This is a genomic window from Paenibacillus sp. D51F (genome assembly GCF_053345695.1).
Genome location: NZ_JBKFAO010000001.1, coordinates 538,058 through 554,219 on the forward strand (window position 1 = coordinate 538,058; position 16,162 = coordinate 554,219).

At 59.5% G+C, this 16,162-nt stretch carries 10 protein-coding genes; 2 read left to right on the forward strand and 8 right to left on the reverse strand.

What is annotated here, in order from left to right; all coding sequences use genetic code 11:
- Positions 1-905: 905 nt before the first annotated feature.
- The 4 genes from ACLBWT_RS02585 to ACLBWT_RS02600 all read right to left on the reverse strand — a co-directional run bounded on the left by ACLBWT_RS02585 (position 906) and on the right by ACLBWT_RS02600 (position 10,991).
- Positions 906-7,187, reverse strand: a complete 6,282-nt coding sequence (locus ACLBWT_RS02585; protein ID WP_447661507.1) for an S-layer homology domain-containing protein — start codon at positions 7,185-7,187, stop codon at positions 906-908.
- 116 nt (positions 7,188-7,303) lie between these two features.
- Complete coding sequence (locus ACLBWT_RS02590; protein ID WP_049867718.1) at positions 7,304-8,146, reverse strand: sugar ABC transporter permease; 843 nt, start codon at positions 8,144-8,146, stop codon at positions 7,304-7,306.
- Positions 8,146-9,435, reverse strand: a complete 1,290-nt coding sequence (locus ACLBWT_RS02595; RefSeq protein WP_447661509.1) for an ABC transporter permease subunit — start codon at positions 9,433-9,435, stop codon at positions 8,146-8,148. Before ACLBWT_RS02595 ends, ACLBWT_RS02590 begins: the two co-directional genes overlap by 1 nt.
- A 197-nt stretch (positions 9,436-9,632) precedes the next feature.
- Positions 9,633-10,991 (reverse strand): extracellular solute-binding protein, encoded by a 1,359-nt coding sequence (locus ACLBWT_RS02600; protein WP_447661510.1) that lies wholly within the window; start codon positions 10,989-10,991, stop codon positions 9,633-9,635.
- A gap of 287 nt (positions 10,992-11,278) precedes the next feature.
- Here ACLBWT_RS02600 and ACLBWT_RS02605 point away from each other — a divergent pair, with 287 nt between their 5' ends.
- Positions 11,279-11,788, forward strand: a complete 510-nt coding sequence (locus ACLBWT_RS02605) for an NUDIX domain-containing protein (protein WP_447661511.1) — start codon at positions 11,279-11,281, stop codon at positions 11,786-11,788.
- A 698-nt stretch (positions 11,789-12,486) separates the two neighbouring features.
- On the opposite strand, the gene ACLBWT_RS02610 is transcribed toward ACLBWT_RS02605, so the two are convergent.
- The 4 genes from ACLBWT_RS02610 to ACLBWT_RS02625 all read right to left on the reverse strand — a co-directional run bounded on the left by ACLBWT_RS02610 (position 12,487) and on the right by ACLBWT_RS02625 (position 15,508).
- Entirely contained in the window at positions 12,487-13,668 is a 1,182-nt protein-coding gene (locus tag ACLBWT_RS02610; protein WP_447661512.1) for a hypothetical protein, read from the reverse strand.
- Positions 13,669-14,070: 402 nt separating this feature from the next.
- Positions 14,071-14,625 (reverse strand): zf-HC2 domain-containing protein, encoded by a 555-nt coding sequence (locus ACLBWT_RS02615; protein WP_447661513.1) that lies wholly within the window; start codon positions 14,623-14,625, stop codon positions 14,071-14,073.
- Complete coding sequence (locus ACLBWT_RS02620; protein ID WP_447661681.1) at positions 14,622-15,380, reverse strand: RNA polymerase sigma factor; 759 nt, start codon at positions 15,378-15,380, stop codon at positions 14,622-14,624. Before ACLBWT_RS02620 ends, ACLBWT_RS02615 begins: the two co-directional genes overlap by 4 nt.
- On the reverse strand, positions 15,293-15,508 hold the full coding sequence (locus ACLBWT_RS02625; RefSeq protein WP_447661515.1) for a hypothetical protein: 216 nt from the start codon (positions 15,506-15,508) through the stop codon (positions 15,293-15,295). Before ACLBWT_RS02625 ends, ACLBWT_RS02620 begins: the two co-directional genes overlap by 88 nt.
- Positions 15,509-15,763: 255 nt before the next feature.
- On the opposite strand from ACLBWT_RS02625, the gene ACLBWT_RS02630 reads away from it, so the two are divergent.
- Positions 15,764-16,153 carry a hypothetical protein gene (locus ACLBWT_RS02630; RefSeq protein WP_447661516.1) on the forward strand — a complete coding sequence of 130 codons (390 nt, stop codon included), beginning with the start codon at positions 15,764-15,766 and terminating at the stop codon, positions 16,151-16,153.
- Positions 16,154-16,162 lie beyond the last annotated feature (9 nt).

A 16,162-nucleotide genomic window follows, 5' to 3' on the forward strand; every position in this document is an offset into this window, starting at 1 on the left:
TGAAGCTGCAAACAAAAAAGTCCTCCTGCACTTATGTGCGAGGAGGAACAAAAGGTTATGGATGCAGCCCGGTTCCTAATCAGCGCCCACTCTCACATAAACGCTCTGGGAAAAGGGTGGTCGGGCTGCAACGCCGCGGACTTGCGTCCTTGGTAGCGATAGTATACGCCATTCAGGCGAAGCTTGCCATATGAAGCTGGAGGGAAGGGAGGGAAATGTTGCTGGCCGCGACGCCGCAATCGTAAAAGCGGCTCCATTCCGCAAAAAAGGGAGGCTCATGAGCCGTGGGCATGACTCGGGGCAGCCCGTTGGGCATCCTCTTCCGGTGAGAAGGGTTTGAGGCCGCAGATGAAGGCTAGGAATCGGCTAAGGTCTAAAACGAGCCTTATCTGGTCTTTTCCGCCCGTACTGCGGTAGCGCAAGGTCCAAATGCAGCCTTATTTCCGTTCTGCCGCCCTGATTTTATTGAATTTCTAGAAATAAGCTCCACAATGAACCTTATTTTCTTTCGATCGGCAACTTTTTCTGAAATAAGGCTCGAATACAGCCTTATTATATCCACCCTTATTTGCTTGCCTTGGTTTTTTTCCGCATGAGACGAACCCATTCCGCTTCCTGGGCAACAATTCCCTTCCTGGGCAACGAAAATCGGCCTGTCCCATGAGTAGAAGAAAAAAAGCAGGCCATTCCCGTGGTTGCGGCGCCACCAAGAAAGGACCCTGCTCGATGACCGTTTTACTCCGAAAACCAGCTGAACGATCTGAGTCCGGATGGCTTTCGCCTTGCTCCGCACTATTCATAGAAGCTATAGACGAAAAGAAAACAGGACGAAGCCAAGGCTCAGCTTCATCCTGCTCTTCCATGCGGTTTGAATTAAGGAGTCGCCGCCTGCGTGGAACAGCTTCTCAAGTCAATGCCTTTATATCATCGAAGCTGCCGAGAAAGCCTGCTTCCAACAAAAGCCTCGCCAGCAGCGCTGCCGCTTCGGCGCGGGTGACTGCCGCCTGTGGATGAAAGGCTCCATCCGGCAGTCCGCGCAGCATCCCTCTCGCGGTCAGGGCGATTATGGCGTCTTCCGCCCACGGGCTGATCTTAGCCGTATCGGTGAATACAGAGGCTTGTGGAGCCGGAGCGGAAGTGCGCGGCTTGCCGCTTGCGGCGAAGAGGATGGCGCGATTCAGCATGACAGCCATTTCCTGGCGGGTGACGGAAGCTCCCGGCCGGAAGCTGCCGTCCAAGTCGCCCTGCATGATGCCGGCCGAACGGACGGCGTCGGCTGCGGCTGTCCAGGCGGAACCCGGTGAGCCGTCATTCCAGCTCCGGCCTTCGGCTGCTCCGCTGGCCAGCAGATCCAGTCCCAATGCGCGGCTGATTAGCGCCGCGAAGTCAGCTCTCGATACGGCTTGCGCCGGAGCGTACCGCTCAGCGGAGATGCCGTTCAAGATTCCGGCCGCTGACAGCCGCTCGATATCTGCTGCTGCCCAACTGCCAGCTATGTCCCGGAAGGCCTTGGACGGAAGTGCAGCTGTTCCGAAGCTGCCTGCTCCCAGCGTGCGGATATGGACGATCGTCCCGTCCTTGCCTTTTGCGAACGATGCCGGCACGGCTCGAACCGCGCCGTCTCCCGTCCGCAGCAAGCCTGCGTTCGGGCCAGGCTTGCTGTCGCTGCCCACGAGGAATTCGACATCGATATAGCCGATTCCGCTCGTCAGCGGCAAGGAGCGCCCGCCTTGCTCCAAGCTCAGGCTCCAGGCTGCCGTCCCGGCAAAGGCAGCGCCATTCAAGGCCGAAGCCCGTGATTTCATCGCGGCTAAGGCTTGCTGATCGGCTGTGCCCAGCTCGATTCGGATGACGGCTCCAGCCGTATCCGCCTTGCCCCGCATGGCGGCCATCTTGGCGGCTGCCGATGCCGGGATCGAAATCGACGAGTTTCCGGCTTGAAGCGTAATCGTTCCTAGCGGCATGGCCTTGGCATATGCCAGGAAGGCGTCCAGCGGCAGCTCCGCCGCTCTTCCGCCGCCTGCGAGAGCTATCGATTCCAGCTGCACGGGCGACGTCTTGCCGGCGGCAGCCTTCGCCAGCGCATCCTGATTGGCGGCGGATGAACCCGCTCCCTGCGCCGGCGAGCCTGTCGGTGCCGGCGTCGGCGTTGCCGTGCCTGTCGGTGCCGGCGTCGGCGCTGCCGTGCCTGTCGGCACCGGCGTCGGCGACGCTGTGCCTGTCGGCGCCGGTGTCGGCGATGCCGTGCCTGTCGGCGCCGGTGTCGGCGATGCCGTGCCTGTCGGAGTCGGCGTCGGTGTACCCGTTCCTGACTCCGGCTGGCTGTCCCAAGTCAAGCCTTCGCCGGTCTGGTATCCGTCGACCGGGAGCACGCTTGCCGGCGGCGCTTGCTCGGTCAGCGCCAGCTGGAACGCGTTGCCGGAAGCGTTGAAGAACGGCCCTACTTTTGCGCCGCGGAGCTGCAGCCGGTCCAGCTGGACGGAGCCGCTGATGCCGCCGCCCGCGTGGATGCCCCAAGTGCCCGCTCCATCGAGCACCAGATTGCGAATGAGAATGCGATGCTGGCCGGTCGCATTGAACGGATAGGCTCCGTTGATGTACAGCCCCTGGAACGTGCTGTCCAGAACGGTATTGTCGAGAATATCGATATCGGCATCGATCGGCTTGTCGCCGGTGAACAGCCAGATCGCGCCGAAGTCCTGATTCCAGTTGAACTCATGGCCCCCGGCACGGATCAGCGTATTGCGCTCCACGACCGTCCTGCCGCTGAAGGCGACGGGATTGAAGCGCGTCGACACCGCGATGCCGGCGCCGAAGCCGACCGTGTCGGACAGGATGTTGTCCTGCACCTTGTTGTCGCTGCCGCCGAAGATCGCGACATTGTCCGCGAGCCAAGGAAGCTGGACGGTGTTGAAGCGGATCGTATTGCCCGAAGCCCGCGCGTCGTCCGCGCTTACGCCGTCCGGCTGCGACGACCAGATCGCGATGGAGTCGTCGCCCGTATTGCGGATCGCATTCTGCTCCGCCATGGAGTTGCGGGTTCCCGTCGAGAAATTGATGCCGTCCGCATACGTATCCCGGATGCGCATGCCAGCTGCGTACAGACCGTCGGTCACGATGCCGCCGTCTTCGTCGTCGCTGCGGACCGACCAGATGCCGGCTTTGGCATGCTCGACCCATACGCCTTGAATCGTGGAGCCTTTGCCGAACGTTCCGTCAAAAGCCGCCTCCCGCAGCTCGTCATGCCGTCCCGTCACGCCGACGTCGACCTTGAGATCGTACACGCCGATTCCGTCTCCCATGCCCATAAAGCCTGCGCCTTCAATGGCCGTATGCCACATGCCCGCGCCGCGGATGACGATCCCCTGCACCTCCAGCGGCGAATCAAGACGGTATATGCCCTGCGGCACCCAGACTCCCTTGCCCGCCGCCTTTGCAGCCTGGACGGCATCCAGGAACGCGGTGTAGTCGCTCTTGCCATCGTTCGGCGCCGCGCCGAAGTCCGCCACGGAAAGGAAGCCTTCCGGCATGGCGTATGCCGACGGGGCCAGCTCCAGATCCGCCGAGTCGAGAACATAATAAGCGGCTGCGTCGGAAGCCTGCTTTTCCAGCCTCAGCACGGTCCCTGCCGGCAGCATGCGGCCGAAGTCCAGCTGCGTCTCGTCATAGAAACGGTGAGGATCTCCGTCCTCGGGATTGTTGGACCATGGATACTTGCCGTATACCCAGGCGTGGCGGCTGGATAGCTCCAGCTTGCCGCCCGGGGCTCCATCCACCGCATAGCTCAGCGTCGCTTGCTGGCCGCCGCCGTCCTGACTGTCCGGTATGCTGTAGCGCAAGGACATGAAGCTGGCCGGTTCCGCAAGCTTGAATTCCACATACTGGCCGGCTGCATCCAGCTTGACGGCCTTTCTGCCGGACGCTTCGGAAGCAAGCGTCATATACGTCCGGTCGGGACCAAGCAAGGTTCCGTTCGTCGCTCCGTCTTCGGCTTCATAGGTCGTATAAGGAAGAGTCGCTCCGCGATAATCGCGGCTGACCGCGCCATGCACGAGCAGCCGGTCCACCAGCAGGCCGCCCCCGTCGTCCCCGGCCAAGCGCAGCTCCACGGAATTGTAGCCTGCCCGCAGCTTCAGCTTGGCCGATACCGTCTTCCATATGCCATTGCCTTTGCCATTGCCATCTCCGGCTGCCGCATCCAGCTTGCCTTGCGGCAGGCCGTTGACATAGACGGACAGCCTGCCTGCATCCGCGCCAGCCAAGGCTGCAGCGATCCAATCCGCTTCATACAGACCTGCTGCCTGCGCTTGAACGGACAGAATCAGCCGGTCATCGGCATCCTTCCAACCGGATACATACCCGCTGCCGGCATAACCTGGCGCTTCGGCATGAATGCCCGCACCGCCGGAGACAAAGCCTTTCTCCGCTTCGTACACGACGTCGCCTGCGACCTCGAGCAGCTTCCAGCGGCCTGAACCTCCTGCCGATTCACGCTCGGCAAGCGCCGCATGACCGGAGGAGGCTGACAGCACGCGGCTGCCGCCCGGCTCGGCCAGCATCAGCAAGCCGGACTGCTTTTCCTGCGTCCATTCGGCTGCCGGGCCCGCCTCTCCTGCCGAGACCGAACTTCCGTCACGCAGCAGGTAGCTGCCGGTTCCTTCGTTCCGGAGCAGCAGCCGCCCGTTCCGGTCTTCCATTCTCCAAAGCACGTTCTTGCTGCGGCTATCTCCGACAGACAGCGCCAAATCATCGCCGTTCATCGCCAGGAGCGAACCGGCAGCCGAGTTTTGCAGCCGGTACAAGCCCGAATGAGGCGCCGACGGCGTGATGCCGCTGCCGACCGTATCCTGGACCTCCGGGATGAATCCTCCCTCGGGCGCCGCGGCCGCGACCCATTGGACGGCTCCGTTGTCGATGGAGCGCAGATCAAGCTGGGCATAGCCGAGTCCGTCCGCTATCTGCACGTATTCATCCTCGTGGCCCTCGGCCAGGCTGCGCAGCAGAATCGCTCCGGCGGCAGGCGCGTTCTCGAGCGCCCATCCCGCGTCCGTTCCGGCTTCGCCTGCAGGAACGGTGCCGAGATAGCTCACGCCCGGCAGCCAGGAAAGCTCGCGGCCGGTCACTTCATTGACGATCGATACGCCTCCTCCGGCCCTTTCCTTCACGAACCAGTGCGAGCGCAGGTCCTTGGCGTCCAGACCACCGTAAAGCACGACGCCGCCGGCATTCTCGTAGAGCGCCGCTCCGCCGGACTTGCTCGTCAAGCGGATCGCCCCGTCAGGCAGCAGCACCGGAGCGCCGCCTCCCGTGCCGGTCTCGCTTGCCTTCACCGGAATGAATTCCCACTTCGGGCTGCCCCAATCCCGGTTCACCGGGCTGTACTCGGCCGCCTTGAGCTTATGCTCGACGTTCAAGTATCCGGAAGCCTCGGCCGGGCGGGCATCCCCTGCGCTGCGGATCAGCTTGAAGCCCTGATGGTCCAACACGGTCCATGCGGCCGAATCCATGTCGCCGCTTGCCGGATCCGCTACCCGGACCGATTCGCGGGAATCCGGCTTCACGCCGCTCAGCGTGACGTAATGGCCGGTCTTCCGGTTCACGATATGCTGCACGCCGTCCTTCGTCTCGATCAGCCAGTGCGCGCTCTCGTCGCCCGGCTGGACGTTGCCGTAAGCGAGCTTGCCGTCCTTCTCGAACAGATACAGCTGCAGCCAGTCGTTGCGGATCTTCACATAAGGGGTCAGCTCCTCCGCCGGACCTTCAGGCGCGGGAGCCTTCACCAGCCAGCGGGCGCTGCCCCAGGACGGCTGCGCCCAGTTGTTGCCATGCGCATAGCCGTCCTGGCTCTGCACGTTCAGCAGCGCATCTCCATCGGAAGCGGCTTGGAAGGTCGATTGTCCGGTCTGGACATCGCCGCTGCCGTCCTTACCCGGAGCTTGAATCCAGCTCGTCAGCAGCGGATCAGCCGCTTCAGGCGCGGCCGCAGCCAGAGCGGCGCCGCCCTTCAGCTCCGTCTGCTGCATGTAACGGCCCGTCTGCACGTTGCGCAGCCGAACCGCCGTTCCATAGTCCTCCACAATCCATTGGGAGGACGCATCGGTGTAATCCGGCGTGCCGTATGCGATCAGACCGCCCTGCTCCTGCAAAAAGCTTCCCTTCCAGCTGTCCTGCAGCCGCTTCGCCGCAGAATCGGCTGCCGGCTCCAGTCTCCAGGAGGAGCTGCCCCACCCCGGCTGCGCCCAGTCGCTGATCTGCGCATGGCCGGTCTGGCTCTGGACATGGAGCAGGTAGGAGGATTTTTCGCTGCTCGCTATCGTATACAGCCCCGCAGCACCCGCCTGCTCCTGAATGGAAAAATCGCCTGCCGTGGAAGCCTCCGGCAGATCCGAGCTTTTGACGGGATCGTTGAGACGGTCCCCATCGTTGCCCATACGGTTCAGCACATGGCCCGTCGCCCGATTGACGAATTTCTTCGAGCCCGGCGTCACGCCGTCCACGACGAACCACTGCGAGGAAGCGTCGTTCAGCTCCGGCGCGCCATATTTTGCCAGACCGGCTTCCTCATAGAGGACGTTCCCCTTCCAGCCGTCGACCAGCCGGACCGGCTCCTCGTCATGACCCGGCTCCACCTGCCACAACGCCGAGCCCCACCCTGGCTGCGCCCAGTCGCTCACCTGCGCATAACCGTTCAGCACCTGGATGTTGAGGATCTGATTTGAGCTGCCGGGAATGGACAGATTGACGTAACCGGGCTTGCCGGATGCTTCCGTCACCTGCCACTGAGCCGATGCCGCGCCGCTGTCGAGCGCGGAGCTCTTGAGATTGTCATGCGGATCCGACACCAGCTCCCGGTTCAGCAGATGGCCGGTCGCCCGGTTCACGAGCAGCTGCGCGCCTCCTTCGCCGCTCTTGATCTCCCATTGAGATGCAGGATCGTTCACCGCCGTGAAGCCGTAGCGCGCTTGTCCCTCCGCTTCGTACAGATACACGCCTTTCCATTCATTTTTCAGCCGGACGTAGACAGAATCGGAAACAGAAACCGTTGCGGATGCCGCAGCGTCGTACCCGAGGTCCTGTACGGCCGAGCTGAGGTCCGCTTCCGCGGCGCGCGCGCCGGAAGCCATCGACGGCAGGAACAGCAGCAAGCTCAGAAGCGCGGCAGTAAGCCGCTTGAATCGGAATGCCATGTCATATCCCCTTTCGTTATGGTTGCGCTTTCTTTCCTTGGCAAAAGAAAAGCCGCCCAATCATGTCGGAGACAATCAAGAGTGCAGCTTTTCTTTTCGTTGCTTGTTCGGAGAACTCAGCCCTTCGTCGCTCCGTCCGCGAGGCCGGAGATGAGGAAGCGCTGCAGCAGCAGGAACACGGTCGCGATCGGCACGGCGATCAGGATGGTGCCGGCCGCGAAAATCGTGAAGTTGTTGGAGAACTTGTCGTTGATGAAGTTGTACAGCCCGAGCGCCAGCGTGTACTTCTCCGGCGAGCGCAGGATGATGCGCGGCGTCAGGAAGTCCATGAACGGCGCCATGAAGGTGAACAGCCCGACGACCGCCAGGATCGGAGCCGTCAGCGGCATCAGAATCCGGAAAAATACGGTCAGATGCCCTGCGCCGTCCATCGTGGCCGATTCGTCGAGATCGCGCGGAATGGTGTCCAGGTACCCTTTGACGAGAAACACGTTCATCGGCAGTCCGCCGACGGCGTAGATCAGGATCAGGCCGGTGAACGTGTCCAGCAGGTTCACCAGGTTGAGCAGCAGGTAGATCGCCACCATGCCCATGAGCACCGGGAACATCTGGAGCAGCAGGAACGTGTAGATGCCGTACTTGCGGCCCGTGAAGCGGAAGCGCGAGAACACGTACGCCAGCAGCGATACCATCGTCACGGAGGCGACGGCGTTGCATACGGCGACGATGATCGTGTTTTTGTACCAGAGGCCGTAATCGCTCTGCGGATCCGTGAACAGCCAGCGGTAATGCTCCAGCGAGAGATTGTCCGGAATCAGCTTGGCGCTGTAGAGGCTGGTGCCGGGATTCAGCGAGATGCTGACCGCCCACAGCAGCGGATACAGAATGACGGCGAACATGATCAGAACAACGAGGTAGATGCCGGATACTTCCAGCTTGGATCTTAGCGTGCGTCCCATCAATAGCCCTCCTCACGGAATGACCGCGTCTTCCGGAACTGATAGAACGCGAATGCCGCGACGATAAGGCCCATGATGATGCTGATGGCGGCGGCCATTTTGTAGTTGTTGTCGGTGAAGGTCAGATTGTACACCCAGGAGATGAGGATGTCGGTCGCTCCCGCGCTTTGGCCCGGCACCGCCGGTCCTCCCTTGTTGAACAGGAAGATGATGTTGAAGTTGTTGAAGTTGAACGAATACTGCATGATGAGGAGCGGCGCCGTGGCGAACAGGATATGAGGCAAAGTAATGAAGCGGAACTTCTGCCAGCGGCTGCCTCCATCCACTTCGGCGGCTTCGTACCAGTCCTTGGAGATGCTCTGCAGCACGCCCGTGAACAGCGTGAACACATACGGGAAGCCGAGCCAGATCTGGATCAGGATGATCGCGACGCGGGCCCAGGTCGGGTCCGTCAGCCATGGAACCATCAAGCCGAACTTGCTCATGATCTGCATGTTGATCGCCCCGAACGTATCGTTGAACATCGCGGCGAACACGAGCGCGGTCATGAACGAAGGCACCGCCCAGGGCAGGATGAAGATCGTGCGGATCAGCTTCTTGAAGCGCACGCGATTGTCATTGACGAGCACGGCGAGCAGCATCGCCAGTCCGATCTGCAGCGAGGTCGCGACCAGCGTCCAGACGACCGTCCAGGTGACGACGGAGACGAGGCTTTGCGTCCAGATCGGGTTGGTGAACAGCTCCTTGAAGTTGATCCAGCCCACCCAGTCCAGCAGCTTCGCAGGCGGAGAGTTGTACAGGCTGTAGTTCGTGAACGCGAGCGCGACCATGAACAGCAGCGGGAAAACGACGACCATCGCCAGCAGGATGAAGCTCGGAACGACGACAAAGTAAGGGAAGCCTTTGTCGTAGCTGTCATGGAAAGCCTGCCTTACGGATGGAATCCGCTCGCCGTCCTGGCGGCGGACCGCATCCCGGTAGGCATCCTTGATATTGAGCACATAGGTGAATAGAAGCACGATCGCGAGCAGCACGGAGAGGATGCCCTCCGTCAGCAGCGTTCGGGAATCGTCTTTATTCGGATCGTTGCCCAGCGTGATCAGCCCTTCGATGCCGTGCGCCGTCCATGCGCCGATCGATGCCGCGAGCGACAGCGCCAGCACGAGGAACAGCACGCCCTTGATGAAGCGGCGATTGTACAGCTGGCCCAGACCTGGAATGATGGACAGCGCGGCTGCCGCAGATGGAGAAGGCAGGGGACCGGCCTTCGGTTGCAATGCTTTTTGCATGGTTCCTTCACCTTCCGATCCTTGCTCTTTATATAAGGGGTCCGTCCAAAAATATATTGAGGTTGATTCAAAAGCAAAAGCCCGGGAGCCGCGCCGGTGAGCGCCAGCCCGCGGGCATCGTGATGTTGCAATCCCGCCTTGCCTTGACGGCCGGGCGATGATTTCCGTATGGAACAGGCTTCAATGGCGCAGGCTTCTTATTTGCCGGACATCGCCATCTTGTCCTGGACTTGCTTCACAGCGTCATCCAGCGATTTCTGCACATCCTTGCCTTCGGAAGCGAATTGGAGCGCGTTCTTCATTGGATCCCAAACATAATCAAGCTCAGGAACGGTAGGGAACGGCTGGCCGAATTGGACCTGCTCCGTGAAGCCTTTCACGAGCGGATCGCTCGTCAGCGCGGCGTCGTTCAGAACCGCGATCACTGGAGGAACCTGGCCGGTCTTTTTATAGTATTCCAGAGCATTCTCTTGATTGGAGATGAATGCCGCCAGATCGGAAGCCCACTCCGGAGATTTGGAGAACTTGGAGAGCATCCAGCCCTTCACGCCGATGAAGGAGGTCGGGTGTTTGCCGTTTTCCAGCGTCGGTAGCGGAGCTACCGCCAGGTCGTCGCCGAGCTGCTTCTTGTAATCCGTGATCGCCCAAGGTCCGTTGATGACCGCGCCGACCTTGCCGGATCCGAACAGGCCGCCGACAATATCGCCGTTCACGCCTTTAGGCAGGTAGCCTTTTTTGAACCAATCCTGGATCAGCTGAACGCCTTTGACGGCGCCTTCCTTGTTGAGGCCGATCTCATTGACATCGTAGCCGCCGGCGTCGGTCTGCTTAAAGATGTAGCCGTCGTTGCCGCCCATGAACGCCCACGCGTAGTAGAAGTTGATGCCTTCGAACAGGAAGCCGTACGTCTGCTTTTTGGCGTCCGTCTGCTCCTGGGCAAGCTTCTCCAGGTCTGCGATCGTGGCAGGCGCCGCAGGCACGAGCTTTTTGTTGTAGAACAGCGCGTAGGTCTCCGTTACGAACGGCAGGCCATACAGCTGGCCGTCCTGGCTGAGCGCCTTGAGTGCTTCCGGCGTGTAGGAGTCGAGCACGGCCTGCTCGGCCTTGACCGGCTGCACGAGGCCTTTGAGCACCAGGTTGCCGATGCCCGGCTGGTAGAACAGGTCCGGACCTTTGCCGGCAGGACCGTCCAGCGAGAGAATCTGCTGCTGGTCGTTCATTTTGACCGGCTTGACGTTGACCTTGATGCCGGTTTTCTCCGTGTATTTCTTCGTAATATCCGTAATCGTGGCCACGCTGTCGGCGTTGTCGTCCGGCCAGATCGTAAGCTCGGCCGGCTTCTCCGGCATGTTGCCGGGATCGGCGCCTGCGTTGTCGGCTGCGCCTGCGTTCGCCGCTGTGTTGGCAGCCGGCTCCGTTGCTGCGCCTATATTTGCAGCGCCCGTATTTGCTGCACCCGGATTGTTTTCCGCGTTATTGTTGCTGCCGCATGCCGTAAGCCCCGTCAGCGCGATAGCCATCGCCAGCGCCGCTGCGGCTGTTTTTTGCTTCTTCATCTCTGTATCCTCCCCGGATCTCGTCGGTTGGTTTCGCTTGCTGATGTCATTGTAGGACTTTGGGGGGAGGCCCAACTACCAAAGTAATGACTTCAAACGTCAAGATTGTGACCTTGTGAACGGATGGTTTTCAAATGAAGCTTTTGGGGGATGAAGAGAGCGGATGCCGAGCAGATCTGTTTCATTTACTTGCAGTCTGCCGTGCACCCTTTGGCTGAACAATCGTTTTCTTCCTCCTTCCCATCAGCTGAAATAGGCTTTATCCAGCCAACGGCCAGAAGGAGACCATGCCAGCAGCAATCCGCAATTCAGTCATAGCGATTCTTATTCAGGACGGCCGCATCCTGTTGACCCGCAATCAGGATGCTCAAGGCGTATTTCACTTGTTTCCGGGAGGGGGACAGGAGCATGGAGAGGAATTGAAGGATGCCGTCGTCAGAGAATGTCTGGAGGAGATCGGGCAAAAAGTCATTCCCGGCGACCTGCTGCATATCCGCGAATATATCGGCCGAAACCACGAATTCTCCGAATGGGATTCCGAAATCCATCAGGTGGAATTTTACTTTCAATGCTCCTTCCCGCCCGGCTTCGACGGGAGCTTCGCAGCCGCCTCCAACCCGGATGAGCTGCAGATAGGAGTCGAGTGGGTCGACCTGGACAGGCTCCATGAGCTCCGGATCTATCCTCGCTCTCTAGTGGAAAGCCTTCAGACCGGTTTTCCGGGCCTATGCTATCGGGGAGATACAAACGAAGAGTTCGCCGTGAATTCTGATCTCTTGAATGTCATCATGATGTGATCGTCGAAATCAACAAGCCGGTTTTTCCTTTTTGGCATTCATTTAAGGATTCAGCTCCAAGACTATTGAGCATCCAATGAAAAGGGACAGCCTCTAAACTAGCTTCGGCTGAATTCAAGCCGAGATAACGCAAACGGGACGAAACCGATCTTCGGTTTCGTCCCGTTTGCGTTATCCATCATCGCCAGATGGGGCGAGCGATGGAGTTAGACGGAATAGTCGTCTTATTCGAACTCAAGCCGCCCTGAGCCATGGAATTAGACGAAAAATTCGTCTTATTCGCACTCAAGTGGCCCTGAGCCATGGAATTAGACGGAAAAGCCGTCTTATTCGGCCTCAAGAAGCCCTGAGCCATGGAATTAGACGGAAAAGTCGTCTTATTCGGCCTCAAGTGGCCCTGAGCCATGGAATTAGACGGAAAAGTCGTCTTATTCACCCTCAAGTGGCTCTGAGCCATGGAATTAGACGGAAAGTCGTCTTATTCGGCCTCAAGAAGCCCTGAGCCATGGAATTAGACGGAAATATCGTCTTATTCGGCCTCAAGTGGCCCTGAGCGATGGAGTTAGACGATAAATTCGTCTTACTCGACCTCAAGCCGCCTTGAGAGATAGAGTTAGACGAAAAAGTCGTCTTACTCGGCCCCAAGTCGCTTTTGCGGATTACATATTCCCATTCCTCTCGTTCACATCAGTCCTGTCTTAGCTCTCCTCTGGAGCCAGGTTTTCCCGTCCGCCGGAGTTGGCATAGGGCGTCGGGCGTTCATGAAGCGGCATCGGCGCCGGCGGAGCCGGCTTCCCGAAGAACAGCCGCAAGCCCCCCGCGATCAGCAGGAAGGATGTGACCGCCAGCGGCAGGCTGCGGAAGAACCAGTCGTAGGCCGAGGCGAAGCGCGGAAGATATTCATAGATGGCCTGGCCAAGGAAACGGTCCATCAAATAATAGGCGCCGAGCGCGATCAGTGCGGCTCCCAGCCAGCGGTGATAGCGGGCGAGCTCGGTCAGGACGGGCACATCCTGCATCTCGCCCCGCTGATAGCGGTTGTACTGCTGCAGAGCGTCGAACAGCGAGAAGCACCAAAGCAGCGGAAGCATGAACAGGAACAGCGTAATCCGCATGCTGTCCATGAGATAGATGAGCAGAAGGAATCCGAGCAGCAGCTGCAGTCCCCGTTTCTGCAGGCCGAGATACAGATGGCCGGCGCCGGGGAGAAACGACAGCAGCGCCGCCATCGTTTTGTTTTTGCGGGATCCGGAGAAGCGGTCTTCCATTTCCTCGAAGAACGAGATGTCCCGAAGAAGCTCTCCCGCCTGCTTGCGGTTCACATGCAGGATCGCGTCGAACATGCTGTAGATCCATATGACCGGCAGCAGCAGCAGAAAAACGAGGAAAACCGGCGTATGCAGGACAACGGCGACGAAAACGATGAACGCGCCGAGGCCTGCGAAAGCGATCATGAAGGCGATTCCGCGCTGCATGAGGCCAAGCGACATGTGTCCAAGGCCCGGGATGAAGGAAAGTACGATCGTCAGCGCCTTCTCCCGCTGATCCTCGGCGGACCGGACCGGGTAAGGCCGGGCGGACGGTATCCCATTCCCGTCCAGCGGACCGGGAGCATAGGCATGCGTCTGAGCAGGACGGGCAAGCACAGTCACGAGGATATCGACCATGCTGATTCCCCAGACTCCGATCGGAATCACGATAAGCGGAGCGGCATTCCCGTCCAGATTGCCCGTGACGGCAAACAGCAGCATGAAGGCGACCGGCCCCCATACAAAAGCGCCATAGACGAACATTCGAAGGTATTTGCCCAAATAGGCATGTCCGGCGCCAGGGATAAACCCTAGCAGCAGCGCGACAAAAGGATTGGGAGGAGTTCTCATATAGGTCGTTCCTTTCGGAGTTTTTTCGGTCATTTCAGTTAAAACGGTTTTTCGGGTCTTTCAGTCTTTCAGTCTTTCAGTCTTTCAGTCTTTCAGTCTTTCAGTCTTTCAGTCTTTCAGTCTTTCAGTCTTTCTCAGTCTTTCGGTCTTTCAGTCTTTTTCTGTCTTTCTGTCTTTCTGTCTTTCTGTCTTTCTGTCTTTCTGTCTTTCTGTCTTTCGGTCTTTCGGTCTTTCTGTCTTTCTGTCTTTCTGTCTTTCTGTCTTTCTGTCTTTCCATCTTTCCATCTTTCCATCTTTCGGTCTGTCGGCCTTTACTCCCGTTCATCCCGATGCTTTAAAGCTCATTCTTCTATTAAAAAGAACTACCCTGGCGTTTTCCGCTTCCGGCACTCATTCCGATAATCACCGGTACCTGCGGTCCTGGATCTCTTGAAGCAGATGCGCGGTCCGATCCAGCATGCGGTTCGACCAGCTCTCGGAAGACGGACCGGATGTCGGATTCGAAATCGCTGAGGAAGCTCCCTGCTGCGGTTCCCGGCTTTCAAGAAACCGGTCCATGTCCGTGAAAGCCCCGCTCATATACAGGAGCAGCGTTAGCGAGGCGGCAAGCCCGTAATGGAGAGCGGGACGCCTCAGCCAGGCGGTTCGCGTTTTTGGAGTCGGCCGGACGCCCGGAAGGTCCCCTTCCATTAGCTCCAGCACGTTAGAACGGATCCGCTCCATGGCGGCAGCCGGAACGGGAACCGCCATGAAGTCGATGCCGGAGAAGTCAGGCCTGGAAGCGGCGCTCGCCTCCTCCGCCGGACTCCCGAGGATGTCGACCGCCTGGACCAACAGCTCCAGGCAGCTGTCGCATTGGGAGAGATGGAGCTCCATCTCCTCCCGCTGCCGATCGGTCAGCGTATTCCGTGCGTAAGCTGCCCATGCCTCCTGATTGTGATGCCGGTTCTCGCTCAATCGAAATCCTCCCTTCTCCAATGTCGCTTCATCCAGCTTCGGGCCCGGTACAGCTTGGACTCGACGCTTTTCGGCTTCAGGCCGCTTTCTTCCGAGATTTCCTGATAGGATCGGCGGCGGAAATAATAGTCCCGGACGATCCCTTTATATTCCGGAGGAAGCTCTTCGAGCTTGTCCTGCACTCGCCGGCGCTCCTCCATCGCGATCAGCTGATCCGGCGGGGAATCGTCCTGCTCCCCGCTCCTCATCATGACTTCCGGCGAATCATCAAGCGCTTCGCCTGATCCTGACTTCGCCTCTTGCCGCTGCCGCTTGCGCCTGTAATCAATGGCTCGGTTGACGGCGATGCGGGTAATCCACGTCTTGAAGCCTTCCAGCCTGCATTCCGGAAGCGCCCGGCTGATCGCCAGCAGCGTCTCCTGCAGGACGTCCTCGGTATCCTGGGGGGATCGCAGGACGGCATACACGGTCCGGTACAGGTAAGCCCCGTACTCGTCGATAATTTCGCCGAACCGTTCCGGTCCGCCGTCGCGGACGGACTGCAGCCATTCGATATCGCTTTGGATGTCGTTTCCCCCCTTCCCATGAATAGACGAAGGATATCTTGGTTTCCCCTGCGCTTTGGCGAATAAAATTTTTCCATCGCCAAAAAAAGCGGCGAGATCGATTACACGGGTCGCCCCGCAAGCCGATCTGCCGCTCTGTTGGTCCCTGCTATTTCGCGACGGTTGCCTTCGCTTCGCCGCCCCGCCGATGGATCCAGACGACCGAATACCTGAATTCCGTCCACGATATACGAATCCCCTGCCTGCGCAGGCGGTTCATTGCCGATCAGGACGACATGGCTCTCTCCCGAGTCCGCCATCGTAATCCGGCAGGCCACCGCCCGTTCGTCGCCCGCATGCCCGCCCGACCTTCGATACCTTGCCTTCCTGCAAGCGGAACCGCATGACTCCGTCCTCGACCGGAATGACCGCCAGGTTGGCTCCGCCGGGCTCGTTCGCAAGGCAAATGCCGCTTTCCTCGGACAAGCTTGCCGCGCCGGGAGCAAAGTAAAAATACTGCTCGTACTCCAGCGGACGAGTCCGTGCTTGTCCCTGCCTGTCGAGATTCGTACAATGAATACAGGTAAACAAATATGGAAAGGGTGGTCATGATGCAGGAGCAGCTGTTGAAAAAGCTTCACTATAAGCAAGGTCCCGCAGCCGTTCTGTTCGCGCCGGAAGGCTACAGCCTGAATGTCGTGGACACGGGAGGGACGGAAGGAAAGTACGCCTTCGTGCAGCTGTTCGTCGGAAGCGCCGCGGATGTGCGGGAGCGGGCGCCAGAGGCGGCCGGAATGCTGGAGGAAGATGCGGTGTTCTGGATTTCCTACCCGAAAAAAAGCAAATCGGTCAAGCCCGACATCAACCGCGACAGCCTGGCGTCGCTCGTGCAGGAGCTTATCGGCCTGCGCCCCGTCAGCAACGTGGCGATCGACGAGACGTGGTCCGCGCTTCGCTTCCGTCATCCGGATAAGGTGAAGTGAGCGGCGGCC

Bases quoted from the DNA above. Each gene is read 5' to 3' on its own strand.
- ACLBWT_RS02610 (WP_447661512.1), bottom strand. From the start codon at position 13,668: ATGAGAACTCCTCCCAATCCTTTTGTCGCGCTGCTGCTAGGGTTTATC.
- ACLBWT_RS02590 (WP_049867718.1), bottom strand. From the start codon at position 8,146: ATGGGACGCACGCTAAGATCCAAGCTGGAAGTATCCGGCATCTACCTC.
- ACLBWT_RS02605 (WP_447661511.1), top strand. From the start codon at position 11,279: ATGCCAGCAGCAATCCGCAATTCAGTCATAGCGATTCTTATTCAGGAC.
- ACLBWT_RS02630 (WP_447661516.1), top strand. From the start codon at position 15,764: ATGGAAAGGGTGGTCATGATGCAGGAGCAGCTGTTGAAAAAGCTTCAC.
- ACLBWT_RS02585 (WP_447661507.1), bottom strand. From the start codon at position 7,187: ATGGCATTCCGATTCAAGCGGCTTACTGCCGCGCTTCTGAGCTTGCTG.
- ACLBWT_RS02595 (WP_447661509.1), bottom strand. From the start codon at position 9,435: ATGCAAAAAGCATTGCAACCGAAGGCCGGTCCCCTGCCTTCTCCATCT.
- ACLBWT_RS02600 (WP_447661510.1), bottom strand. From the start codon at position 10,991: ATGAAGAAGCAAAAAACAGCCGCAGCGGCGCTGGCGATGGCTATCGCG.